General features: G+C 68.2%; 22 protein-coding genes, 1 tRNA gene and 3 pseudogenes. 8 read left to right on the top strand and 18 right to left on the bottom strand.

Translation table 11 applies throughout. The features are described 5' to 3' along the window. Window positions 1–65: 65 nt before the first annotated feature. Window positions 66–446 (top strand): nuclear transport factor 2 family protein, encoded by a 381-nt coding sequence (locus tag OG738_RS16905; protein WP_329055039.1) that lies wholly within the window; start codon window positions 66–68, stop codon window positions 444–446. Window positions 447–558: 112 nt separating this feature from the next. Here the strand turns inward: OG738_RS16905 and OG738_RS16900 are convergent. The 7 genes and pseudogenes from OG738_RS16900 to OG738_RS16865 form a co-directional block, all read right to left on the bottom strand. Then, window positions 559–1,980, bottom strand: a pseudogene (locus OG738_RS16900) (IS3 family transposase). Between the two features lie 724 nt (window positions 1,981–2,704). Then, window positions 2,705–3,148 carry an integrase core domain-containing protein gene (locus OG738_RS16895; RefSeq protein WP_329055038.1) on the bottom strand — a complete coding sequence of 148 codons (444 nt, stop codon included), beginning with the start codon at window positions 3,146–3,148 and terminating at the stop codon, window positions 2,705–2,707. Beyond that, window positions 3,145–3,765 (bottom strand): helix-turn-helix domain-containing protein, encoded by a 621-nt coding sequence (locus OG738_RS16890; RefSeq protein ID WP_329055036.1) that lies wholly within the window; start codon window positions 3,763–3,765, stop codon window positions 3,145–3,147. Before OG738_RS16890 ends, OG738_RS16895 begins: the two co-directional genes overlap by 4 nt. Window positions 3,766–4,009: 244 nt before the next feature. Continuing rightward, entirely contained in the window at window positions 4,010–5,020 is a 1,011-nt protein-coding gene (locus OG738_RS16885; RefSeq protein WP_329055034.1) for a 3-oxoacyl-ACP synthase III family protein, read from the bottom strand. Between the two features lie 16 nt (window positions 5,021–5,036). Then, a complete protein-coding gene (locus OG738_RS16880; RefSeq protein WP_329055032.1) occupies window positions 5,037–5,225 on the bottom strand; it encodes a DUF5988 family protein in 189 nt (62 codons plus the stop codon). 9 nt (window positions 5,226–5,234) lie between these two features. Then, entirely contained in the window at window positions 5,235–5,579 is a 345-nt protein-coding gene (locus tag OG738_RS44670; RefSeq protein WP_442875902.1) for an acyl carrier protein, read from the bottom strand. Next, window positions 5,576–6,862 carry an SDR family NAD(P)-dependent oxidoreductase gene (locus tag OG738_RS16865; RefSeq protein ID WP_329055031.1) on the bottom strand — a complete coding sequence of 429 codons (1,287 nt, stop codon included), beginning with the start codon at window positions 6,860–6,862 and terminating at the stop codon, window positions 5,576–5,578. Before OG738_RS16865 ends, OG738_RS44670 begins: the two co-directional genes overlap by 4 nt. 402 nt (window positions 6,863–7,264) lie before the next feature. Between OG738_RS16865 and OG738_RS16860 the strand changes: the two genes are divergently transcribed. Next, window positions 7,265–8,725, top strand: coding sequence for a tetratricopeptide repeat protein (locus OG738_RS16860; RefSeq protein WP_329055029.1), 1,461 nt, complete (start codon window positions 7,265–7,267; stop codon window positions 8,723–8,725). 157 nt (window positions 8,726–8,882) lie between these two features. Here OG738_RS16860 and OG738_RS16855 read toward each other — a convergent pair. Further along, a pseudogene (locus tag OG738_RS16855) lies at window positions 8,883–9,092 on the bottom strand (integrase core domain-containing protein); the annotation flags it as partial. A 156-nt stretch (window positions 9,093–9,248) separates the two neighbouring features. Then, window positions 9,249–10,316, bottom strand: coding sequence for an integrase core domain-containing protein (locus OG738_RS16850; RefSeq protein WP_329055028.1), 1,068 nt, complete (start codon window positions 10,314–10,316; stop codon window positions 9,249–9,251). Between the two features lie 11 nt (window positions 10,317–10,327). Here OG738_RS16850 and OG738_RS16845 point away from each other — a divergent pair. Continuing rightward, window positions 10,328–11,068, top strand: a pseudogene (locus OG738_RS16845) (recombinase family protein); the annotation flags it as partial. A 685-nt stretch (window positions 11,069–11,753) separates the two neighbouring features. On the opposite strand, the gene OG738_RS16840 reads toward OG738_RS16845, so the two are convergent. The 5 genes from OG738_RS16840 to OG738_RS16820 all read right to left on the bottom strand — a co-directional run bounded on the left by OG738_RS16840 (window position 11,754) and on the right by OG738_RS16820 (window position 15,727). Beyond that, window positions 11,754–11,826 (bottom strand) — tRNA-Ala (locus OG738_RS16840). 53 nt (window positions 11,827–11,879) lie between these two features. Continuing rightward, window positions 11,880–12,716, bottom strand: a complete 837-nt coding sequence (sepX, locus tag OG738_RS16835) for a divisome protein SepX/GlpR (RefSeq protein WP_329055026.1) — start codon at window positions 12,714–12,716, stop codon at window positions 11,880–11,882. A gap of 163 nt (window positions 12,717–12,879) precedes the next feature. After that, entirely contained in the window at window positions 12,880–13,548 is a 669-nt protein-coding gene (locus tag OG738_RS16830; protein ID WP_329055024.1) for a GNAT family N-acetyltransferase, read from the bottom strand. Further along, on the bottom strand, window positions 13,548–14,825 hold the full coding sequence (gene glp / locus OG738_RS16825; protein WP_329055021.1) for a molybdotransferase-like divisome protein Glp: 1,278 nt from the start codon (window positions 14,823–14,825) through the stop codon (window positions 13,548–13,550). Before glp ends, OG738_RS16830 begins: the two co-directional genes overlap by 1 nt. Then, complete coding sequence (locus tag OG738_RS16820) at window positions 14,822–15,727, bottom strand: UTP--glucose-1-phosphate uridylyltransferase (protein WP_329055019.1); 906 nt, start codon at window positions 15,725–15,727, stop codon at window positions 14,822–14,824. The genes glp and OG738_RS16820 overlap by 4 nt, the downstream gene beginning before the upstream one ends. Window positions 15,728–15,751: 24 nt before the next feature. Here OG738_RS16820 and OG738_RS16815 point away from each other — a divergent pair, with 24 nt between their 5' ends. The 4 genes from OG738_RS16815 (at window position 15,752) to mscL (ending at window position 17,941) form a co-directional block, all read left to right on the top strand. Beyond that, window positions 15,752–16,342, top strand: a complete 591-nt coding sequence (locus tag OG738_RS16815; RefSeq protein ID WP_329055017.1) for a 5-formyltetrahydrofolate cyclo-ligase — start codon at window positions 15,752–15,754, stop codon at window positions 16,340–16,342. A gap of 86 nt (window positions 16,343–16,428) precedes the next feature. Then, window positions 16,429–16,734, top strand: coding sequence for an FmdB family zinc ribbon protein (locus OG738_RS16810; protein WP_329055016.1), 306 nt, complete (start codon window positions 16,429–16,431; stop codon window positions 16,732–16,734). Between the two features lie 131 nt (window positions 16,735–16,865). Beyond that, window positions 16,866–17,495 carry an SAF domain-containing protein gene (locus OG738_RS16805; protein ID WP_329055015.1) on the top strand — a complete coding sequence of 210 codons (630 nt, stop codon included), beginning with the start codon at window positions 16,866–16,868 and terminating at the stop codon, window positions 17,493–17,495. A 32-nt stretch (window positions 17,496–17,527) separates the two neighbouring features. After that, complete coding sequence (mscL, locus tag OG738_RS16800) at window positions 17,528–17,941, top strand: large conductance mechanosensitive channel protein MscL (protein ID WP_329055014.1); 414 nt, start codon at window positions 17,528–17,530, stop codon at window positions 17,939–17,941. A gap of 6 nt (window positions 17,942–17,947) precedes the next feature. Here the strand turns inward: mscL and OG738_RS16795 are convergent, their stop codons facing one another. Beyond that, complete coding sequence (locus OG738_RS16795) at window positions 17,948–18,121, bottom strand: hypothetical protein (RefSeq protein ID WP_329055012.1); 174 nt, start codon at window positions 18,119–18,121, stop codon at window positions 17,948–17,950. Between the two features lie 145 nt (window positions 18,122–18,266). Then, window positions 18,267–18,767 (bottom strand): MogA/MoaB family molybdenum cofactor biosynthesis protein, encoded by a 501-nt coding sequence (locus OG738_RS16790; protein WP_013230045.1) that lies wholly within the window; start codon window positions 18,765–18,767, stop codon window positions 18,267–18,269. 123 nt (window positions 18,768–18,890) lie between these two features. Here OG738_RS16790 and OG738_RS16785 point away from each other — a divergent pair, with 123 nt between their 5' ends. Beyond that, window positions 18,891–19,946 carry an NAD-dependent epimerase/dehydratase family protein gene (locus tag OG738_RS16785; protein ID WP_329055003.1) on the top strand — a complete coding sequence of 352 codons (1,056 nt, stop codon included), beginning with the start codon at window positions 18,891–18,893 and terminating at the stop codon, window positions 19,944–19,946. Here the strand turns inward: OG738_RS16785 and OG738_RS16780 are convergent. Together OG738_RS16780 and OG738_RS16775 are read right to left on the bottom strand one after the other, a co-directional pair. Continuing rightward, complete coding sequence (locus OG738_RS16780) at window positions 19,943–20,992, bottom strand: sensor histidine kinase (RefSeq protein ID WP_329055002.1); 1,050 nt, start codon at window positions 20,990–20,992, stop codon at window positions 19,943–19,945. The two genes, OG738_RS16785 and OG738_RS16780, sit on opposite strands and share 4 nt — an antisense overlap. Next, entirely contained in the window at window positions 20,989–21,690 is a 702-nt protein-coding gene (locus OG738_RS16775; RefSeq protein WP_329055000.1) for a response regulator transcription factor, read from the bottom strand. Before OG738_RS16775 ends, OG738_RS16780 begins: the two co-directional genes overlap by 4 nt. Window position 21,691 lies beyond the last annotated feature (1 nt).

The following is a 21,691-nucleotide window of genomic DNA, read 5'->3' as shown; positions in this document are numbered from 1 at the left end:
GATGGTTGCCAATCTCTATCAAGTAGTTTAGTTTTTCAACCACGTTCGAGACGAGGGAGAGCACCATGACTGTGGTCAGCGACAGCGCACCCGTCGTGCTCAGGGAGTATTACGGGATCCTCACGGGCGGGATCGAGAGCTACGGGGACGGCCGGGACCTGGCACCACTGCTCGCCGAGGACCTCCACTTCGAGGGTCCGATCGCCGGGCAAAGGACGGGGGCCGCTCCGTTCCTGCAGGGAGTGCGGGGGTTCATCGCGAACATCCAGAAGATCGACCTGATCCAGGAGGTCCACGACCCCGACGGCGCCGCCGTGTGCTACGACGCCCACCTGCCCAAAGGCACCTCTCGGCTCACCGAGTTCTTCACCTTCGCCGAGGGAAAGATTCAGCGACTGTGCATCCTGTACGACCCCGCCGACTACCTCGCCAAGGGCGGCGCCTGACCCGCCCGCCGGTGTCAGGGGTCGGTACGCCCGATCCTTAAATGCTGCGAGGGTGAGCAGGTGCTCGAGCGTGGCTGGCGGAATTTGTCAAGGCGAGTGAGACCAGTGGGTGTTAGGCGGCTTCGGTTTCAGTCTCCGGGTTGGTGTCGTCGGCTGGTCGGTTGATCCAGACGGTGTCGGGGAGATCGAGCACCTTCGGCGCCGTGGTGATGCCACCGAACCGATGCGGATGCCTGGCCCGGGCCTCGGCGAGCACGGCGCGCCGATCGGCGGCTTTGGCGGCTGCCAGGCCGAAGTGGACATCGGCGGGCGTGTGCAGCCCGATACCGGTGTGTCGATGTTCGTGGTTGTACCACTGGGCGAACTCGTCCATGAATTTCCTTGCCTCCGACAGTGACCCGAAGCGTTCGGGGAATTCCGGACCATATTTCAAGGTCTTGAACAGCGATTCCGAGTAGGGGTTGTCATTCGACACGCGGGGCCGCGAGTGCGACCGGGTGACCTCGAGATCGGCGAGCAAGACGGCGACGGTTTTGCTGGTCATCGACGTACCACGATCAGCGTGCACGACCTGCGGAACGCCGTGGACCGTGAAGATCTGTTCCATCAGTTCTTTCGCCAGGACACCGGATTCGTGGGCGTGGACATGGACTCCGACGATGAACCGGGAGTAGATATCGATCATCACGTACGCGTCGAGGTAGGTGCCTTTCACCGGGCCCGCCAGCTTGGTGATGTCCCACGAATACACCTGACGAGGTGCGGTCGCGACCAGTTCTGGACAGGCCTTCGCTGGGTGCCGCGCCAGCCGGCGGCGTTCCTTGACCTGCTTGTTCTCCGCCAGCACCCGATACATCGTGGACACCGAGCACACGTAGACGCCCTCGTCGAGCAACTGGGCATAGATCTGCAACGGCGCCATGTCCACAAATCGTTCGCTGGTGAGCACCTGGAGTATCCGCAGGCGTTCGGAAACGGTCAGCTTGTTGACTGGGGCCGGCGCCGGGTGCGGCACGACCACCGGCGTGGGCGCGGCGGCAGTCTTGCCGTGACGGATCGCCGTCGAGCGCACCAGCCCGGTCAACCAGGCGGCTTGCCTCGTGGGCACACCATCGGCGGTCATCGACGCGTAGGCCTGGGTCAATGCTTCTTGCGCTTCTCGTCGGAATCCGCCCTCTCGGAAAGACCTTCCAAGAGAGCGTGCGCTTTATCCCATGATGTCCAGAGCCGTCTCGGTGGTGTTCAACCGCTTGCTCAAACGGGCGTTCTCCCGCGTGAGCCGCGCGATCTCAGCCTGCTCCGCGGACGGCCTGCCGACCTTCTCACCGGGCTTTTTGCCCGCCAGCACGCCGGCATCACGCTGCTTGCGCCACTCGCTGATCAACGACGAGTACAAGCCTTCCCGCCGCAGGTACCCGCCGCCGTCGCCCTGCTCACACACCGCCTCGTAGGCGTCCAGATGCGCGAGTTTCTCGGACGCGGTGAACGTGCGTCGCCGCCGTGGCCCGTCGCTGCGCGGGTGCTGGGAATCCATCCGCTCATTGTCGCCCTCAACTACCGGGGACATGGTCTTGCGGGTCATGTCAGTCGATCCGTATCTCGCCCTGCATCAGGCCGGGTTGCTGTGAACCAGTGGACTCAACTCACCCTGACACGCAGGGCCCAGCCAAGCCTCAGAACCGGGCACGCGTACCGAGCAGCTGCCATTCCCCACTCCTCCGAAGACACTCATGACCGCGGCGAACTCGGCGACAGAATCCGGCACCAGCGAGCCCGAGACGAGCCCGAGAGGTCCCCGACACGACGACACTGGACGACACTCCCCGACATCCACGGTCGACGACAGAACGCTCTGAGCAGACGAAAAGGTCTTGTCCGGCATCACTCGGCACCATCCGACACCTCAAAGTTCGGACTCTTAACCAGCGGGTTCGGGGTTCGAGTCCCTGATGGCGCACCCCCACTCCCCGGGTCACCTAAAACAGTGACCTGGGGTTTTGTGTTATCCGGAACCAGATCTTCCGCTTGCTGACTGTCCATTGTGGCCGGTGACGAGCCCGAGACGTGCCCGAGCTGTCGCGATGCCGACCGCGGGATGATCTTGGCCGTGGCCTCAGCCGCCGCGAGCGCGACTTCGGGCAGCACAGTGGTGTAGGTGTCCATGGTCACCGTGATCGACGAGTGCCGCAGCATGCTCTGCACTTGTACCGTGCCAAAACTCGCGACTCGGTCTTTTGAGCTGCGGTTTTGGGATCAGTTCAGGCTGCTCGTCGATATTCGTTGATCACGCCGCCCAGGACTCGATGTCGGCGGATCGGTTCGTCGAGCGGGATGCCTTCAGCGGGGTCGTGGTTGGGTGGGCGGTGCTCACGGCCCTGGTGCGGCCGGTGATCATTGAAGTGCCGGGCGAACTCATCAAGCACGGTCAGGGCGTGGCGTTCGTCGTAGATCAGCATCCGGTCGGTGCACTCCGACCGAACACTGCGCACGAACCGCTCCGCGTAACAGTTCGCTCGGGGCGTTCGCGGCGGGGTCTTCACCACCTCGATGCCCTCGGAGGCGAACACCGCGTCGAACGACGCGGCGAACTTGGTGTCCCGGTCGCGGATCAGGAACCGGAATCGGGAGATGCCCTGGCCGAGGTTCATCAGCAGGTTGCGAGCGGCCTGCGTCATCCAGGCAGCGGTCGGATGCTCGGTCACGCCCAGGATGTGAACCGCCGGGTGTGGATCTCCATCACGAACAGGACGTAGAGCCGGCGCAGGCCGATGGTGTCCAGATGGAAGAAATCCGTGGCCAGCAAGCCCGCCGCTTGCGCGCGCAAGAAAGTGCGCCAACCGGTGTCCCTGCGTCCAGGCGCGGGACCGATCCGGGCCGCGGCGAGGATACGGCGGATCGTGCCCGCACCGATGCGGTGCCCGAGCCGGACGAGCTCTCCCTGGACGCGGCGATGCCCCCACCGCGGATTCTCCCGGGCAAGTCGGACGACCAGCTCGCGCAGCTCATCATCGATCATCGGTCGTCCAGGCCGGTGGGGGTAGGTCCATTTCCGGGTAACCAGCCGGCGATGCCAGGTCAACAGCGTGCCCGGCCTGACGATGCGAAGCCGCCGCAGCTCGCGGGGCAGCCTCCGTGCCAACGCGGACAAGACCGCACGATCCGACCACGAAGGGCGTGGCCGGCCAACCTGGCGACGCAGGACCGCCACCTCCTGCCGGAGCACGAGGATCTCGACGTCCTTGGCGGCAGCGGACCGAGCGAGTAGACCCAGCCAGCCGAACAACCTCACCATGATCAAGTACGTCAGCCGAAACAGCACAGCCGGAGAGCATCCCACAACCCCCACGCGACCAAAACAGCAGGTCAACGAACCACGGCCGAGTTATGGCACGGTACAGGTAGCCGCCGGTCACGACGCGGCCGGTGCGCCCGCCCGGCCCGGCGTCGCGCTCGACTCCGCGGTGAGGCGCGGAACCCGTCCAGCGTCACGGGTCTGACCCTCGGCGCCAACTCGACGTCGAAGCGCGGCGGACGCCCGGCCGGCGCACGCAACGGCGGGCGGGTCACCAGGCCTCGCCCGGCTTCCGCGGGCGGGTCCAGCGCCAGGCCGCGCCGCCCCAGCTCATCCCGCCGCCGAAGGCGACCATCATCAGCACGTCGTCGTCGAAGAGCCGGCCGCCGCGCACCGCGTCGTCCAGCGTGATCGGCACCGACGCGGCACCGGTGTTGCCGTAACGCCCGACAGTCAGGTGCATCTGGTCCGGCCGCAGGTCCAGGGTGTCGGCGAGGTCTTCGAGCATCACGCCGTTGGCCTGGTGCGGCACGATGAGGTCGATCTCGGAGACCTCGAGCTCAGCGGCTTTCGCGACGTCCACGACGAGGTCGGGCAGCACGCGGGCGGCGAGGTCGCGGACTTGCCTGCCGCGCATGGCGAAGAAGTGCTCGCCCGCGGTGAGGGTCTCCTTGCTGACCGGGCGGCGGCTGCCGCCGCCGGGAATGGTGACGTAGTCGGCGGTCGTGCCGTCGGAGCCGAGGGTGCTCGACAGCAGGCCACGGCCGTTGGCCCGCTTGCCGAGCACCACCGCTCCAGCGCCGTCGCCGAAGAGCACGCACGTGCGGCGGTCGGTGTAGTCGAGCACGCGCGAGTAGGTGTCCGCGCCGATGACGAGCGCGGTGCCGGGCGAGGGATCCAGATCCAGCAGCGCGTGCGCGGTGACCAGCGCGTAGACGAACCCGCTGCACACGGAGTCGATGTCGAACGCGGCCGCGCGTACGGCGCCGAGGTTGGCCTGCACCGCGACCGCGGTGGCCGGGATCGGCTGGTCCGGGGTCGACGTCGCGACGATGATCAGGTCGAGGTCGTTGGCGGTCAGCCCCGCCGCGGCGAGCGCGCGTTCGGCGGCCAGGGTGGCCAGATCGGACGTCGCCTGGTCGGGCGCGGCGACGCGGCGTTCGGCGATGCGGGTCTTGTCGAAGATCCACTGCTGCCCGAGCCCGAGTCTGCTGCCCAGTTCGGCGCTGGTGAGGATCTCGTCCGGCAGGTAGGAGCCGGTACCGAGAATCGCGGTGTTCATGCCACGCCTTCCTCTCTCATTCGGCGAGTTTGGTCCGGTCGCACCAGACGAAGACGGCGTTGTCCCCGGTGTCCCGTCCGTCGACGGGTTCGAAGTGCTCGTATCCCGCGCGGAACGGGATCTTCAGCCGCTGCTGCCCCGCGTGGACGAGCACGGTTTCGGGCAGTCCCTCGGGCCCGCCCCGCAAGGTGACTTTGACGTCCATGGCCCTCGTTCACCTCTCAGCAGTTTCAGGCGACGCGGCGGTGATAAGCCCGCAGCGCCAACGGGAAGAATACGACCAGCACCCCGGCGAGCCAGGCCAGCGCACCCGCGAGCGGACCGGCGAACGCCGGGACAGAAAACGATACATATCGCCGACCGTGGTCATGTCACGCAGGCCGGCGGCGTCGAAGTTCAACTCGCCGCCAACCTCGTCCTCCACGCGCATCGCCAGCTCCGAGAAGTCCAATGAGCGGAACCCGAAGTCCGCCAGATTCGTCCCGTCGTCCGGTAGTTCCTTGCCCTGCACCGCGAGCATCTCTCGCAAAATCTCGCGCGTCTTGTCGGCCGATATCATGCCTTCACCCGCTTTCGATAGAGGTCAGGATAACGCTTTTTGAGGAAATTCCTGGAATGTTTCGCCGTGTAACGGGCGAATTCGCGACGTTCGTGAGCTGTCAACGGTCGCACGGTGCGAGCCACCGTGTCGTATGCCACATACGTGCTGCTCGACCGGGCATAGATATTCTGGTCGTCGCGAACCTCGCTGTTCAGTACGATCTTCGAACGACCCATATCGACGATCCTGGTCTCGACGACGACCGGCTCCTCTCGGAACTGAAGAGGTTGGAGGTAGTCGACATTATGCGCGGCGACCACGAATGACTCGTCGGCTTCCTGGAAGATTTTTCGGCGATCCGGGTCAAGTAGCCGGATCTGTGCTTCTTGAAGGTATCCAACCATCGAGACGTTGTTGATGTGACCTTGCCAGTCGAGATCCGAGAAGCGTAGCTCCGTTTCGTGATAATGCCGAGTGCCTCGCGCGCCGGTACTGGCTTGGTCGGGAACCTGGGCTGTTTCAGGAGTGAGTCGCGCAAGGACATCATCGACCTCCAGATAGCTACCGCTCGAAGCTTCGAATTTGCCGGAGCACAACGCGACGACCGCTTGTGCGGCGACCGCGGCCTCCACGGACCGCCCGGTCCTGATCTGTTCCCGGACCCAGCCGGCGGTTTTGACCAGCCATCGGCCCGTGTGATCGCCCCGGAGAAGGTTGCGGGCGATGCCGCTGTCGCGGAGAACGCCCGGATGCAGGCTGAAGACCGATACGCCGGTGTCGGCGGTCGCCAGTTCGCGGCCGAGGTTTTCCCCCAGCTTGATCACGGCCGCCTTGGAAACCGAATAGGCCGAAAGATGCGGGAAGCGCCGCAGGCCGGCACTGGAGACGATGTTGACGATCGTGCCGGCACCCTGGTCAGCCATCACCGGCAGCGCGGCCCGGATGAACAGCAGACTTCCGTGCGCGTTCACCTCCATCGCCTGCCACCAGTCGTCGGAGTCCACCTCCCAGGTCGGTCCGATCGGCCCGGTGATTCCGGCGTTGTTGACCAGCACGTCTACCCGGCCGAATGTTTCGACCGCACGGTCGACCACCGCGGTCGCCGTGGCTTGGTCCTGGACGTCACCGGCCTGCGTGACCAGCGCCCAACCGGCGGAGTGCGCAGCCCGGGAAAGAGCAGCCAGTGCTGCATCGTCCCGGCCGGTGACGACCAGCCGGGCTCCGGCCTCAGCCAACGCCGCTACCACGTGCTGTCCGAACCCGTGGGCCCCGCCGGTCACCACTACCACCTGGCCGCTCAACCCGTCTCCGTGAGCCCGGGACCTGGTCGGCTCGGCCCGGTGCGTCGGTTTTCCGGGTGCGACGGGTTCCGGGTCCGCCGGCGTTTCCGCTCCTTCGACAGTCATGGACAAGAACCTCTCTCGACGTGCAACAACGGTTGCCGGTTTGTTACCCGGTCCGCGGCGGACGACTCGGCCGTGTTGAACAGGTTGAATCCGCGGTGGGTGCGCAGTGACACTCGGGTACCGATTTTCGGACCGCGAACTGCGGCGAAGCCCGATCGGGCATACCTTTACGCCGATAGTGGTAGGTGATCTCCGCCGTCCAGTCGCAGTAAGGCAACGAGCCGTCACTCCGGAGGACTTCGTTGTCACTCAAACGCTGGCTAGCGACATTCCGTGTCGTGCCCCAGACTTCCACTGGTGCTCTTTCGTAGAGCGGATAACGGCGAGGATGCGATGTCGGAAAGAACGCCGAATCATTTGCTTCGGAAGTTGATGGAGCAAGCGAGTCTGGGCAATTCGGCGTTGGCTTCGGAGGTCAACCGCCTCGGGTCTCGGGCGGGGATCGAGTTGCGTTACGACCGGTCCGCGGTGTCTCACTGGCTGGCCGGCTCGATGCCTCGCGCCTCGGTCGTTCCGCTGATCGTGAACGCACTGAGCACCGAACTGGGCAAGAGCCTGACTCTGGTCGATGCCGGATTCGCGAGGCCTGACGAGGCGGATCAGCTGGTTCTTCATGCCCTCTGTGGAGAAGATCCCCTTGCCGGGCTCGAAAGGCTGGCCGAAGCCGACCTGGACCACCGGTCCCGGGCTCAGCTGCACCGGGTTCCGTACCGAACTGGGGATGTCTCCTGGATCGGTCTCGCCGAGGATGCCAACGTGCCGCTCGTGTCGCAGGTCACGGGTAAACTGCCGCGAATTTTCACCAAGGCGCAGATCCAGGCAGTCGAAGAAACAACTACGGTGCTGGGTAATCTGGACGATCTTTTCGGCGGTGGTCATGCTTGCGAGGCGACCACTGCCTACTTACGCGACGATATCCTGGAAATGCTTTCGGCTACCGGCCAGGGCGGCAACAGGTCGCGTCTTGTCCACTGTGCCGTCCGGTTGGCGCAACGCCTTGGCATCAAGCACGTCGACCGCCACAGGCACGGCCTCGGACAAAGCTACTACCTCGCAGCGCTGCGTGTCTCCATTGCGGCGCGCGATCATGGTCTCGCCGCCCAGATACTCTGTGATCTCGCCAACCAGGCGACGATGCTCGACCGTCCTCGAGATGCGCTGGAAATCGTTGCGGCCGCAAACAAGCTGGCGGGTGAATCGATCACCCAACCGCTCGGGATGAAGCTCTTGCTGCGGGCTCAGGAAGCGGTCGCCTATGCAGAACTAGGCCACGCTGAAAAAGCTCTTCGGTTGCTCGATGAGATCATATTCCTTAGGCGATCCGGCACCGGCGAGCGCTCCGAGCCGGTGTGCGCCTACAGCGCGGCCGTGCTCGCCTTTCGGATGTCCCAAGTCTACGTCAAGTTACAAGACCTTCCCTTGGCAAGCGAATCATTGCTGCGTTGCCTGCGCGATCTCCCTTCCGGGCAACGCCGGGCGCGAATCCTCACCGCAGCGGTGCTGGGGGAGTGTCAAATGGCCGCCGGCCGAAACAGATCCGCGTACTATTACTGGAACCGGTTTCTCGACGAGTACCAGTTTCTGTACTCCAGCCGGGCGGAATCTGCGCTTCGTGGAATGATCACCCATCTTCGGAAAATGCGAAGGACCTCAGCGGTCGATCAATTGCTCAGCCGCTGCGAATCGTACGGCATTTCCGCTTGCGTGACGTCTCCCGACCACCCTGAGCGGCCTGAACGCGGTCCGATACCGCCTTGACCACTTCGGCGATGTCGTCAGCGTGGCGATGTTCGCTCTCCGGCATGGGCGGAGGTCGCAGCCGAACGCGACCGGCTTGGACCCGGCGCCGGAATTCCGGCTTGTACCGTGCCAAAAGTCGGAGCGTAGGCGGTGACCAGGTGTTTTGCCGGTCAGCTCAGGCGGCTCGCCGGTACTCGTTGATCACGCCGCCGAGGATCTTCCGGCGTGTGATTGGAGCGTCCAGCGGGATGACGCTGGCCGGATCGTGGTTTGGTGGCTGTTGATTGAGGCCTTGGCGTGGCCGGTGGTCGTTGAAATGCCGGGCGTACTCTCCGAGGACGGCGGTGGCATGCCGTTCGTTGTAGATCAGCATCTGGTCGGTGCACTCCGCGCGGACGCTGCGTACGAATCGCTCCGCGTAGCAGTTCGCGCGAGGCGTCCGTCCCGGTCGCGGACGAGGAGCCGAAACGACGCGATCCGCTCCCCCAAGTCCATCACCTGCGGGGTTCTAAAAGTCGCTCCCCGGCGCTGACCAGCGGATTTACGCGGCGCGTTCGTACTCGTTGATCAGGCCTCCGAGAAGCCGCTGGCGCCTGACCCTCTGAGAGCTGAGATCTGCTGCGGGGTGGGTCGGCCGGGGTGGGCGAAGCTCGTGGGAACGGTGCGGCCGTCGACCGTTGTAGTGCCGGACGTACTCGGCGAGCACAGCCTGCAGATGCCGCTCGTTGAGGATCAACATGCGGTCAGCGAGCTCGATTCTGGCTGTAAGCACGAACCGCTCGGCGTAGCAGTTCGCCCGAGGGCAACGCGCGGGAATCCTCACCGTCTCGATGCCGACGTCAGCCAGGACGGTATCGAACGAGGCCGCGAACTGGCCAGCCCGATCGCGGACGAGAAACCTGAACTCGTCGACTCGATCACCGAGATCCATCACCAGGTTGCGGACCTGCTGGGTGGTCCACCTACCGTCCGGGTGGGTGGTCGTGCCGAGGACGTCGACGTAGCGGCTGCCGACCTCCAGCACGAAGAACACGTAGATCCGCTTGAGGATGACCGCACAGTCGACGTGGAAGAAGTCACACGCCAGCATCGTCGAGGCCTGCGTACGCAGAAACTGCCGCCACGTCGTGTCGGAGTGCCGGACCGGCGCCGGAGGTATACACGCCCGCTTCAAGATCCGCCGAATCGTCGAAGCACCGACCCAATGTCCGAGCTTGAGCAGCTCACGCTGAATTCTCTTGTAGCCCCAGCCGTGGTTCTCCCTGGCCATCTGTTCGATCAGCCCGGCGATCGCGTCGTCGACGGGTGGACGCCCGTGCCGGTGCGGATAGGTCCACTTCGCGGCTACCAGGCGCCGGTGCCAGCGCAGGATCGTGCCCGGGGTAACCAGCCGGTGTATCCGCAGCGCCTTGGGTAACAGCCGGACCAACGCCGCGAAAACAGCCTGGTCAGCCCAGTCCAGACGAGGTTTCGGGTTGCCTCTGCGCAACACGGCGACCTCGTGGCGCAGCACCAGCAACTCGACCTCCTTGGACGCCGCCGAGCGCCCAAGCAACACCAGCAGGCCCATAAGCCGGAGGAAGATCAGATAGAGCAGACGCAACGCCATGGCTGGCGATCATGCCCCATCCACCGAACGCGCCCATCGCCGCAGGTCGGATCCGTGAACCGACTTCTGGAACCCCGCACGTATCGGCCACCGAGTCGATCGACGACTCGCCCGTAGGTCAGCTCATGCACGGCATCCTGGCCACCTTCAACGAGTACCAGTCGCGAGAGTCCGGTGCCGACATCGCGTACAAGATGAAGCAGAAAGCCAAGAATGGCGGCACGATCGGCCGCGCCCGACTGGGCTACCTCAACGTCCGCGACCGGTTCGACGGCCGCGAGATCCGCACCATCGCCGTCGACCCCGAACGTGCACCCTTTGTCCAGCTTGCTTTCGAGCTCTATGTCACCGGCGACTACTCGTTGGAAGACCTGTCCGATGAGCTTTACGATCGCGGACTGCGTACTCGGCCCACTGGCCGTCATCCCGCCAAGCAGGTGTCGATCAACAAGCTCTCGATGATGCTGCGGGACCGCTACTACCTCGGGTACGTAGAGGTCGACGGCGAGGAGGTCCAAGGCCGGCATGAGCCGCTCATCGACGACGATCTTTTCGACCGCGTCCAGGATCTCCTCGAATCCCGCTCCACAGCAGGCGAACGCCGCCGCGAGCACCCCCACTACCTCAAGGGCTCGTTGTTCTGCGGACGCTGCAAGCGAGCGGGCATCACCCAGCGGCTGATCGTCCAGCACACCGTCAACTCCCGAGGCAGCGAATACACCTACTTCTTCTGCCGCAACAAGCAGAACGGCAGCTGCGAAGCCCCGCACATCAACGTCGCCCTCATCGAAGACGCCGTGGAAAACCACTACGCCACGATCCGCTTCAGCCCCCAGTTCGTCGCCACCGTCCGCGCCGAGGTCGCCCGCGCCATCGACGAGCAAGAAGCCTCCGAGCGACTGCTCCACAAGCAACTCACCACGGAGATGAAGGCGCTGGACACCCGCGAAGAGAACCTCATCGAACTGGCGGCCGACTCCACCATCGGGCAGGACAAGATCAAGACCAAGCTCCGCGAGATCGCCCGACAACGACGACGCCTCGATGAGCGCCTCACAACCACGACCGAGAACCTCTCCGACAGCGCCCGGCTCATCGAAGCCGCGCTCACCTTGCTGGAGAACCCTCAAGAACTCTACCGCCGCTGCGACGAACAGCAACGCCGCATGCTCAACCAGGCGATCTTCCACAGCATCTACGTCGATGACGACCAGATCGCCGACCACAGCCTCCGGGAGCCCTTCGCACAACTCCACGCCGTCCAGAGCGACTGGCAGACCACCGACGTGACCGTGCCGGAGCCACGAACCGACACCCGACCCCGAAATGCCAAAAGGGCCGCCTCCCAAAAGGGAGGCGGCCCCGTGGCTACCAACGGTCTTCAGGTCCTACTACGTGGCGTTGTTTCGGCCCCGTGTTCTAGTAAGACCCCTAGGGTGGAGCTGAGGGGAATCGAACCCCTGACCTTCTCGATGCGAACGAGACGCGCTACCAACTGCGCTACAGCCCCTTGGTTGTGCTCGTAGAGCGTAGCAGTGCCCTACGAGCACCTCTCCGAGGGGGTCACTCTCCGACAGCCCGCCGATAAGGCCCGGTCCCCGGCTCGTCGAGCTCCTCGAACGCCGGGTCCTCGTCGTCCAGGTCGACGACCACCGCGCTGCGTCGGACCCGCGAAGTCGGCGACGGACGGCGCTCGACCACTTCGCGGCGGACCGGCTCGACGACGTCCACGTCCTCGGTGTCCTCGACCGGCTCGTCGTCGTCCGCGGAAGGCGACGAAGCCGCGGGACGCGGGACCGACCGCCGAGGCGCGCGGGTGCTGTTGAACCGCGCGAGCCGGCGCTGCCGGATCTCCTCCTCGATCCGCACCTGGCGGCGCAGGTAGACGAGGTACCCGACCAGCACGACGTCGGCCAGCGCGTGGCCCCACCAGACCAGGGGCATGACGAACCCGGCGACCGCGCCCGTGATGATCGCCGCCGCGAGCAGGATGACGACGATGCGCTGCCGGAAGCTGTACTTCGCGCGCGCCGCCAGCTCCGCCGCTTCCGGGTCGAAGCCGCCCCGGCCAGGGCGGTAAGCCGCGCGCTCGGCTCGTTCGGCCCGCTCGGCGCGGGTCGGCTGCGGGAGCGGCTCGGGCTCCGGCTCCTCGTAGTCGTCCTCGAGTTCGAGGTCGGCCTCCAGCTCCGCGAGGTCGTCCTCGACCGACGGCCGGGACTTGACGGTCTCCTCGGACATGGCGAATTCCTCCCGGTCTTCGTTGCGTCCACTGCGTACGACCCTGGCCGCCAGCGCGGAGTCGGCCGTATGGGCCACTTGCTGCCGCCGACGCGCGACCATGGGCACGAGAACGACGAGCCATGCCGCGGCGAGCGCGACGATGATCACGGAGCTGGGCATCTCCCGTCACCTCCCCCGATCCTTCCACCTGAAATCACGCTAGTCACAGGAGTAACAGATCGGACGGAGGCTCGCCGGATTGGATCACGAAAATGCCTCACCGGATTAGGTGAATCTCACAGCATGTGGTAACGCGCTCACGGACCCAGGTGGGTAATGACCCTCAGGCGTAGTCGGCGCGGCCCGCCGCGACCAGCCGCGATACCAGCCCGGCCCCGGTCTCCTCGCGCGTGACGGCGAAGCAGTAGTGGTCCCGCCAGGCGCCCGCGACGTCGAGGTAGCGCTCGAACAGGCCTTCCTGCCGGTAGCCGGCCTTGGTGAGAACCCGCAGGCTGGCGCCGTTTTCCGGGCGCACGGTGGCCTCCAGCCGGTGCAGCCCGGCCGGGCCGAAGGCGTGGTCGGTGACCAGGGCGACGGCGGCCGTCGCGACCCCGCCGCGGACCACGTCGGACGACACCCAGTAGCCGATCCAGGCGGACCGCAGCGAGGCCCGGATGACGTTACCGACGGTGATCTGCCCCGCCAGACGGCCGTCCAGGGTGATCGTGAACGGCAGGCACTGGCCACGCCGCGCGAGCGAGCGCAACGCCGCCCACTGCGACGGCCACGACCAGAAAGCGTTGCGTTCGGGCCACGGCCCGACGCCGGTCGGCTCCCACATCTCGAGGTGCGCCCGGTCCCGGAGCCGGATCCGGCTCCACTCGCCGGCGTCGCGCAGCCGCACCGGCCGGATCGCGACCTCCCCGGCGGGGACCCGCAGCGGGCCGAGCCGGGCCGGCCAGCCCGGGTGCCGGCTTTCGACCGGGTAGGACACCCCCGACACGGAGTTCATCAGGCCCGTTGCGCCAGGAAGGTGACCTGGACCTGCTCGCCCGCGGGGACGTCGGTCAGCTCCTCCGGCACGTTGATCAGGCAGTTCGCCTCGGCCAGCGACGCGAGCAGGTGCGCCCCCGACTGGCCGAGCGGCTGGACCAGGTACTCGCCGTTGGCCTCGTCACGCAGGAGCTGGCCGCGGAGGAACCCGCGGCGGCCCTCGGTCGACGTGATCGGCGACAGCAGCCGCGCCCCGACGATCCGCCGGTGCGGGTTGCGCGTCCCGCGCGCCGCCCGGATCAGCGGCCTGACCAGCACCTCGAACACGACCAGCGCGCTCATCGGGTTGCCGGGGATGAGGAACGTCGGCACCGAGTCGGGGCCGAGCCTGCCGAACCCCTGCACCGAGCCCGGGTGCATCGCGACCCGCGTCATGTCGATCCGGCCCAGGTCCGAGAGCGCCGCGTGGACCTCGTCACCGGTGGCGCCCCCGGCGCCGCCCGCGACCACGACGATCTCCGACATCAGCAGCCGGCCCTCGACGATCTCCCGCAGCCGCTTCGGCTCGCTCGGCACGATGCCGACCCGGCTGACCTCGGCGCCCGCGTCCCGGGCGGCCGCGGCGAGCGCGTACGAGTTGACGTCGTAGACCTGCCCGACCGACGGCGTCCGGTCGATGTCGACCAGCTCGTCGCCGACCGAGACGATCGACACCCGCGGCCGCGGGTAGACGAGGACCTTGGCCCGGCCGACCGCGGCCAGCAGGCCGACCTGCGCCGAGCCGATCGTGTCACCGCGGCGCACCGCGACGTCGCCGATCTGGACGTCCTCGCCGGTCCGGCGCACGTACCCCGCCGACGGCACCGACCGGTGCACGGTGACCCGGGCCTGGTGCCCGTCGGTGTAGGCGAGCGGCACGACCGCGTCGGCCAGCGTCGGCAGCGGCGCGCCGGTGTCGACCCGCACGGCCTGGCCGGGCTGCAGGCGCCGCGGCTGGCGCGAGCCCGCCGCGATCTCGCCGACGACCGGCAGCTGCACCGGCTCCTGCCCGGCGGTGCGCACGTCGACGCTGCGCACGGCGTACCCGTCGATCGCGGCCTGGTCGAACCCGGGCAGCGCGTGCTCGGCGACCACCTCCTCGGCGCAGAGCAGCCCCTGGGCCTCGGAGATCGCCACGCGCACCGGCTGGGGCCGGACGGCGGCGTCCAAGGTCATCGAGATCTGCGCGTCGACCGAGCGCAGCTCGGCCTCGTCCCCGGCCACTTCGGGCCGTGCCGCGTCGAGGGATTCCGTCATGGGCGATCTGTCCCGATCCGTTCCGTCAGCCACGCCCGTAAAGATGGACCGTACTCGGGCGTTTCAAGCGCGAAATCGACCGCGGCGCGCAGGAAACCACCCGGATTCCCCAGGTCGTGGCGTCCGCCGCGGTGCACGACGACGTGGACCGGGTGGCCCTCGGAGATCAGCAGCGCGACCGCGTCGGTCAGCTGCAGCTCGCCGCCGCTGCCCGGCTCGATCCGCTTGAGCGCGTCGAAGATCGCCCGGTCGAGCAGGTAGCGCCCGGCTGCGGCGTACGTCGACGGCGCGTCCTCCGGCTTCGGCTTCTCGACCATGCCGTGCACGCGCTTGACGTCTTCGTCGTCGGTGTCGGTGACGTCGAAGACGCCGTACGGCGAGATCTCGGCCTTCGGGATGTCGAACGCGCAGAGCACGCTGCCGCCGTACTGCGCCCGCACCGCGCTCATCCGCTCCAGCACGCCGGTGGGCAGCACGAGGTCGTCCGGCAGCAGCACGGCGACGGCTTCGTCGTCCGGCTTCAGGTTCGGCTCGGCCTGCGCGACGGCGTGGCCGAGGCCGAGCGCCTGCTCCTGGATGGCGGTCTCGACGGCGAGCAGGCTGGTCCCGCGGCGCACCTTCTCCAGCAGCTCGGTCTTGCCCTTGGCCTCGAGGTTCTTCTCCAGCTCAGGCTGCGCTTCGAAGTAGCGGACGACGGCGTCCTTGCCCGGTGAGGTCACGATGACCAGGCGTTCCGCGCCCGCGGCGGCGGCTTCGGCCGCGACCAGCTCGATCCCCGGCGTGTCCACCACCGGCAACAGCTCCTTGGGCACGGCTTTCGTCGCCGGGAGGAAGCGCGTCCCGAGGCCGGCGGCCGGCACGATGGCGGTTCTGAACGTCTGGGTGGTTGCGGCGCCCGTCATGGGCGCAAAGCCTAACGTGAGGTCATGCACGCGCTGGGCAATGAGCACCTGAGCAAGGCGGAGTGGCGGACCCGGCTGACGCGCGCGCGGGCGGACCAGACGGCCGAATCGCACGCCCAGGAGGCGTCGGCGCTGGTCAGCGCGGTGTCGAAGGTCACATTCGGCACGGTCTGCGCGTACCTGCCCTTCGGCACCGAGCCGGGCACGACGGCGCTCGTCGACGCGCTGGCGGCCGGCGGCGCGCGGGTGCTGCTGCCGGTCATCCGGTCGCGGACGGATCCGCTGGACTGGGCGGAGTACGCCGGCGAGGCCGATCTCGTACCGAGCCGGTTCCGCGGGATCCGCGAGCCCGGCGGGAAACGCCTGGGTACCGAGGCCGTCGGGGCGGCGGAGCTGGTCCTCGTGCCCGCGTTGGCCGTGGACCGCCGGGGCGTCCGGCTCGGCCGGGGCGCCGGCCACTACGATCGCTCGCTGGTGTTCGCCGCGGCCGGCGTGACGCTGCTGGCCGTCGTCCGCGACGAAGAGCTGGTCGAACGGCTGCCCGGGGAACCCCACGACGTGCGCATGAGCGGGGCGCTGACGCCGGGTCGAGGCGTGCTCGACCTGCCGATGTGAGCAACGTGGAATTGCTTTCGGGGAATGTTTTCCAGCACAATCGGGTTGGCACTCTGGTCGGATGAGTGCCAGCAAAGGAGCCCTCAGTGCCTACGTACCAGTACGCCTGCAAAGAATGCGACCACCGGTTCGAAGCCGTGCAGTCGTTCTCGGACCCCAGCCTGACCGTGTGCCCGCAGTGCTCCGGCACGCTGCGCAAGGTCTTCAGCTCGGTCGGCGTGGTCTTCAAGGGCAGCGGTTTCTACCGGACCGACTCGCGCGACGCCGCCAAGTCGAGCACCACCGCGACCCCCGCGAAGACCGAGACCAAGACGGAGAGCAAGCCGAAGTCGGACACGAGCTCGGCATCCTCCTCCTCGGGTACGACGAAAACGGCCGCCGCCGCCTCCTGAAGCGCGGAGTTGTCCACAACACCCCGGTTGTCCACAGATGCCGGACGCGGCCCTTCCGGCGGCCCGTCCGGCTTCCCTAACGTCGATCTCGTGCGGCACGGCGTCGCACTCGATCCGACCGAGGGGGCACTGTGGACGTGCTGGCGAGGTTCCACCTACCTGATCTGAACCGGCTCCCCAGCCGGCGGACGCGGCTGATTCGCCGCTGGCTCGCCGCCGGCCTGCTGCTGGCCGGTGCCCTGCTCTTCGCATACCCCGGCTCCGCGCGAGGCGCGCCGACGACCCCGACCGTCGTCGCGGCGCACGACCTCCCTTCCGGCGCGGCCCTGCGCGCTGCCGACGTCCGGCTCGCCGATCTCCCCGATTCCGCGCGTCCAGCGGGTGCTGTGAGCACCCTGGACGGCGTCGGCGGCCGCCTGCTGGCGGGCGCCGTCCGCGCCGGGGAGCCCCTGACCGACGTCCGGTTCGCGTCGACCGTCCCCGGGGCGGGTGATCCGGCCACGGCGACGGTGCCGGTGCGCCTGGCCGACGCCGGCGTCGCCGAGTTGCTGGAGCCGGGCCGGCGCGTCGACGTCGTGGCCGCGCCGGAGCCGGGCGTGCCCGCGTCGGTACTGGCCGGCGGCGCGACGGTCGTGTCGGTCGGGAGCCGGGAGGCGTCCGCGGCGAAGGGACCGCTGGTGCTGCTGCGGCTCCCGGAGGCGATCGCGACGAGGGTGGCGGCGATTTCACTGGACCGTCCGGTAACGGTTACTCTCCGCTAGCCCATCCCTCGTCCCCTTCGTGAGGAGAGCAAGTGTTCAAGGGTTTCAAGGACTTCCTGATGCGTGGCAACGTCGTCGACCTCGCCGTCGCCGTGGTCATCGGCTCGGCGTTCACGGCCATCGTCACGGCGTTCACCAACGGCCTCATCAAGCCGCTGATCAGCACGATCGGCGGCACGGACGCCGCGAAGGGCCTCGGCTACCAGATCTTCGACAACAACCCCGCCACGTTCCTGGACTTCGGCAACGTGATCAACGCGGCGATCAACTTCCTGCTGGTCGCGGCGGTCGTCTACTTCGCGATCGTGCTGCCGGTGAAGAAGATCCAGGACCGGCGCAAGCGCGGCCAGGAGCCGGGCCCGGCGGAGCCGACCGACGTCGAGCTGCTGATCGAGATCCGCGACCTGCTGCGAGCCCAGGCCCAGCGCGACAACGGCCGCGACTGAGCGCGGTCAGCGATCGTGGTGCGGCGGCCGGTTCTCCCGGTACCAGTCGTCCGGAAGCCCGGTGCGCCGGTCGGGATCGCGCTCGTCCGAGGTCGTCTCGGGCAGGACGTCCCCGAAGATCTCGTCGACCCGCCGGCGCTGCTCGCTGCCGGCCTTGGGATCACGCTGCTGCCCGGGCATGCCCCCAGTCTCCCACGACGCGTTCATTGACAACTCCAGAGTGAACTTCACCCCGCCGGCGTGCGGTCATCCCGCACTCGATGCGCCTGAGCATGAGTCAGGCCGGGAGCGACCACTCGGCACCCCCGGCCCGGCAAAGCGAAGATCAGACCTCTTCGAGGCCCGAAAGCTCGTCGATCACGTGCGGCACGAGCGAGGTCAGCGTCGCCATCCCGTCGCGCACCGCAGACCGCGACCCGGCGAGGTTGACCACCAGCGTGCTTCCCGACACCCCGGCGAGCCCCCGCGAGATCCCGGCGTCCACGGCCCCGGCGGCCAGCCCGGACGCCCGGATGGCCTCGCTGATGCCCGGGATCGGCCGGTCGAGCACCCCGGCGGTGGCGTCCGGCGTGCGGTCACGCGGCAGCACACCGGTGCCGCCGACCGTGATCACCAGGTCGGCGCCGCCGATCACGGCGGTGTTGAGCGCGTTGCGGATCCCCGCGGTCTCGGCCTCGACGACCACGACACCGTCGACGATGAAGCCCGCTTCTTCGAGCAGCTCGGTGACCAGCGGGCCAGTGGTGTCTTCGTGCTCGCCGTGCGCCACGCGATCGTCCACGATGACCACGAGGGCCCGGCCCAGCCGTTGTGCACTCCGTTCCATGGCGCCCACCGTAGTCGGTTTCGGCCACCCGCCGCCGGGAGGTGCCGGGTGAGTTCTGACGATTCCGTGACGTGCCCGCGCGCACCCGGGCACGCCGGTCCTCCGGCCCCTAGCGTGGCCGGTGTGCGCGTACTGGTCACCGGCGGAGCCGGGTTCATCGGGTCCCACATCGCCGATCTGCTCGCGGACGGGGGTGCCGAGGTCGTGGTGCTCGACAACCTCCTCCCCACGGCCCACGGCTCCCGCACGCCACCGGCGTACACCAGCGGGCACCGGTTCCTGCGCGGCGACGTCACCGACGCCGAGATCGTCGCCGAGCTGCTGGACGGCGTCGACGCGGTCTGCCACCAGGCGGCGGTGGTCGGGCACGGCGTCGACCCGTCCGACGCGCCGTCGTACGCCCTGCACAACGACTACGGCACGGCGGTCCTGCTGGCCGGGATGCACGCGGCCGGGGTGCGGAAGCTGGTGCTGGCGTCGTCGATGGTCGTCTACGGCGAAGGCCGGTACGCGTGCCCGGGCCACGGCGTCGTCCCGCCGTCACCGCGCCGGGCGTCCGATGTGGACGCCGGCCGGTTCGAGCCACGGTGCCCGGCCTGCGGCACCGAGCTGGCCTGGCGGCTGGTGCCCGAGGACGCGCCGCTGAACCCCCGCAGCACGTACGCGGCGACGAAGCTCGCGCAGGAGCATCTGGCCGGCGCGTGGGCGCGGCAGACGGGCGGCAGCGTGTGGGCGATGCGCTACCACAACGTCTACGGCCCGCGGATGCCGCAGAACACCCCGTACGCGGGGGTGGCGTCGCTGTTCCGCTCGGCGTTGGTGCGCGGCGAAGCCCCGCTGGTGCTGGAGGACGGCCGTCAGCAGCGCGACTTCGTCCACGTCCACGACGTCGCCAGGGCGAATGTCCTGGCGCTCAGGACAACCGGCCCGGAGGGCGACATCACCCCGCTGAACGTCTGCTCCGGCACCCCGCACACGGTGGGCGACCTGGCGGAGGAGCTGGCCCGAGCGTGCGACGGCCCACGACCGCGCGTGGTCGGCGGCGCTCGGGCGGCCGACGTCCGCCACGTCGTCGCCGACCCGGCCCGCGCCCGCGAGCTGCTGGGCTTCACCGCGGAGATCGGCTTCGAAAAGGGCATCGCCGACTTCGCGACAGCGGAACTGCGCGACCCGGTCTAGGACATCGCCAGCGGCAACCGGACCTCGAAGCGGCATCCGGGCCCGTGGTTGTGGACGCCGATCTTCCCGCGATGGGCTTCGACGAGTCCCTTGGTGATGGCCAGTCCGAGGCCGCCGCCGCTGGTCGTCCCGCCACGTTCCGGGGTCCGGGCCTGCGTCCCGCGGAAGGCGACGTCGAACACCCGGCTGATCTCGTCGTCGGGGATGCCGCCGCAGGAGTCGTCGACGGCCAGGAGCGCCTCGTCGCCGTCGACGCCGATCTGCACCGCCACCGTCCCGTCGGGCGGGGTGTGGCGGATCGCGTTGGACACCAGGTTCCGCACGATCCGGGCCAGTTCCGGGTCGCTTCCGGTGACGACCGGCCAGGTCGACGCGTTGGCGAGCACCCGCACGCGCTTCCGCTCGGCGACCGGCGACTGGGCGGCGACGGCGTCGCTGACGACGTCGCGCAGCGGCACCGCGGACATGGTGAGCTCGAGGGCGCCGGCGGTGATGCGCGAGAGCTCGAACAGGTCGCCGACCATCGCGGACAGCCGCTTGGTCTCGCCGCTGATCCGCTGGGCGTAGTCGGCGACCTCGTGGCGCTGGGACACCACGCCGTCGGCCAGCGCCTCGGCCATCGCCTGGATGCCGGCCAGCGGGCTGCGGAGGTCGTGGCTGATCCACGCGACCAGCTCGCGCCGCGACGCCTCGGCCGCGCGCTCGCGGTCCCGCGCTTCCCGCTCCCACACGCTGCGGCGCGCGATGGCCCGGCCGAGGATGATCGCCGCCGGCACGGTGACCACCGCGACGAGCAGGCAGACCAGCAGCATCGTCGTCAGTGCCGGGGTGAACATGAACCCGCTGACACCCAGCACGCCGACCAGCGTGGCGAGCACCGGGATCAGCACCAGCACCGTCAGCGTGGTGGCCAGCGAACCCCGGCGCAGGACGTAGAGCACGACGCCACCGAGCGCCGCGATCGGCAGGGAGAAGAGCAACGCCAGCGGCAGGATGTGCCAGAGGTGCGCCAGCGTCTCGCCGAAGGACTCACCGGGTTCGATCACGGCTGCTCCCGGTCGTAGCGGTAGCCGACGCCCCACACGGTCGCCACCCGGGTCGGCTTGGCCGGGTCGCGCTCGATCTTTTCGCGCAACCGTCGCACGTGGACGGTCACGGTCGACTGGTCGCCGAAGTCCCAGCCCCACACCTTCTCGAGCAGGTCCGCGCGCGAGTACGCGACCCCGGGGTGGGCGAGGAAGAACGCGAGCAGGTCGAACTCCCGCGAGGTCAGCGGCAGTTCGTGGCCGGAGAGCGTCGCGGTGCGCGCGGTCATCTGCAGGCGCAGGTCGCCGTCCGCCAGCTCGGCGGCGGCCGGTTCCGGGCGCGGCATCCGCGCGCGGCGCAGCACCGAGGCGACGCGGAGGGAGAGTTCCTTGGGGCTGAAGGGTTTCGTGACGTAGTCGTCGGCGCCGAGCTGGAGTCCGGCGATCCGGTTCTCCTCCTCGCCGAGTGCGGTGAGCATGACGATCGGCACCTGGCTGACCTGGCGCAGCCGCTTGCACACCTCGAGCCCGTTGATCCCCGGCATCATGACGTCGAGGACGACCAGGTCCGTTTCGTGGGCGGCGAACTTGGCCAGCCCCTCGGCGCCGTCCCCGGCCACGTCGACGGTGAAGCCGGCGACCTCGAGGTAGCGGCGCACGACGTCGCGGACCGTCTCGTCGTCGTCGACCACGAGCACGCGCCCGGCCTGATCGTTCATC

It is taken from the genome of Amycolatopsis sp. NBC_01488, from assembly GCF_036227105.1.
Taxonomy (GTDB): Bacteria; Actinomycetota; Actinomycetes; order Mycobacteriales; family Pseudonocardiaceae; genus Amycolatopsis.
Note: the sequence above shows the minus strand (reverse complement) of the source record. Positions and strands in the feature narration are given on the sequence as shown.

Excerpts from the sequence above, each read along its gene's own strand:
- OG738_RS16880 (WP_329055032.1), bottom strand. The coding sequence starts at position 5,225 with ATGGACGTCAAAGTCACCTTGCGGGGCGGGCCCGAGGGACTGCCCGAA.
- OG738_RS16820 (WP_329055019.1), bottom strand. The coding sequence starts at position 15,727 with ATGACGGGCGCCGCAACCACCCAGACGTTCAGAACCGCCATCGTGCCG.
- OG738_RS16775 (WP_329055000.1), bottom strand. The coding sequence starts at position 21,690 with ATGAACGATCAGGCCGGGCGCGTGCTCGTGGTCGACGACGACGAGACG.
- OG738_RS16830 (WP_329055024.1), bottom strand. The coding sequence starts at position 13,548 with ATGAACTCCGTGTCGGGGGTGTCCTACCCGGTCGAAAGCCGGCACCCG.
- OG738_RS16905 (WP_329055039.1), top strand. The coding sequence starts at position 66 with ATGACTGTGGTCAGCGACAGCGCACCCGTCGTGCTCAGGGAGTATTAC.
- OG738_RS44670 (WP_442875902.1), bottom strand. The coding sequence starts at position 5,579 with ATGATATCGGCCGACAAGACGCGCGAGATTTTGCGAGAGATGCTCGCG.
- OG738_RS16850 (WP_329055028.1), bottom strand. The coding sequence starts at position 10,316 with ATGGCGTTGCGTCTGCTCTATCTGATCTTCCTCCGGCTTATGGGCCTG.
- OG738_RS16795 (WP_329055012.1), bottom strand. The coding sequence starts at position 18,121 with ATGCCCGGGCAGCAGCGTGATCCCAAGGCCGGCAGCGAGCAGCGCCGG.
- OG738_RS16815 (WP_329055017.1), top strand. The coding sequence starts at position 15,752 with ATGCACGCGCTGGGCAATGAGCACCTGAGCAAGGCGGAGTGGCGGACC.
- OG738_RS16885 (WP_329055034.1), bottom strand. The coding sequence starts at position 5,020 with ATGAACACCGCGATTCTCGGTACCGGCTCCTACCTGCCGGACGAGATC.
- OG738_RS16790 (WP_013230045.1), bottom strand. The coding sequence starts at position 18,767 with ATGGAACGGAGTGCACAACGGCTGGGCCGGGCCCTCGTGGTCATCGTG.
- glp (WP_329055021.1), bottom strand. The coding sequence starts at position 14,825 with ATGACGGAATCCCTCGACGCGGCACGGCCCGAAGTGGCCGGGGACGAG.
- sepX (WP_329055026.1), bottom strand. The coding sequence starts at position 12,716 with ATGCCCAGCTCCGTGATCATCGTCGCGCTCGCCGCGGCATGGCTCGTC.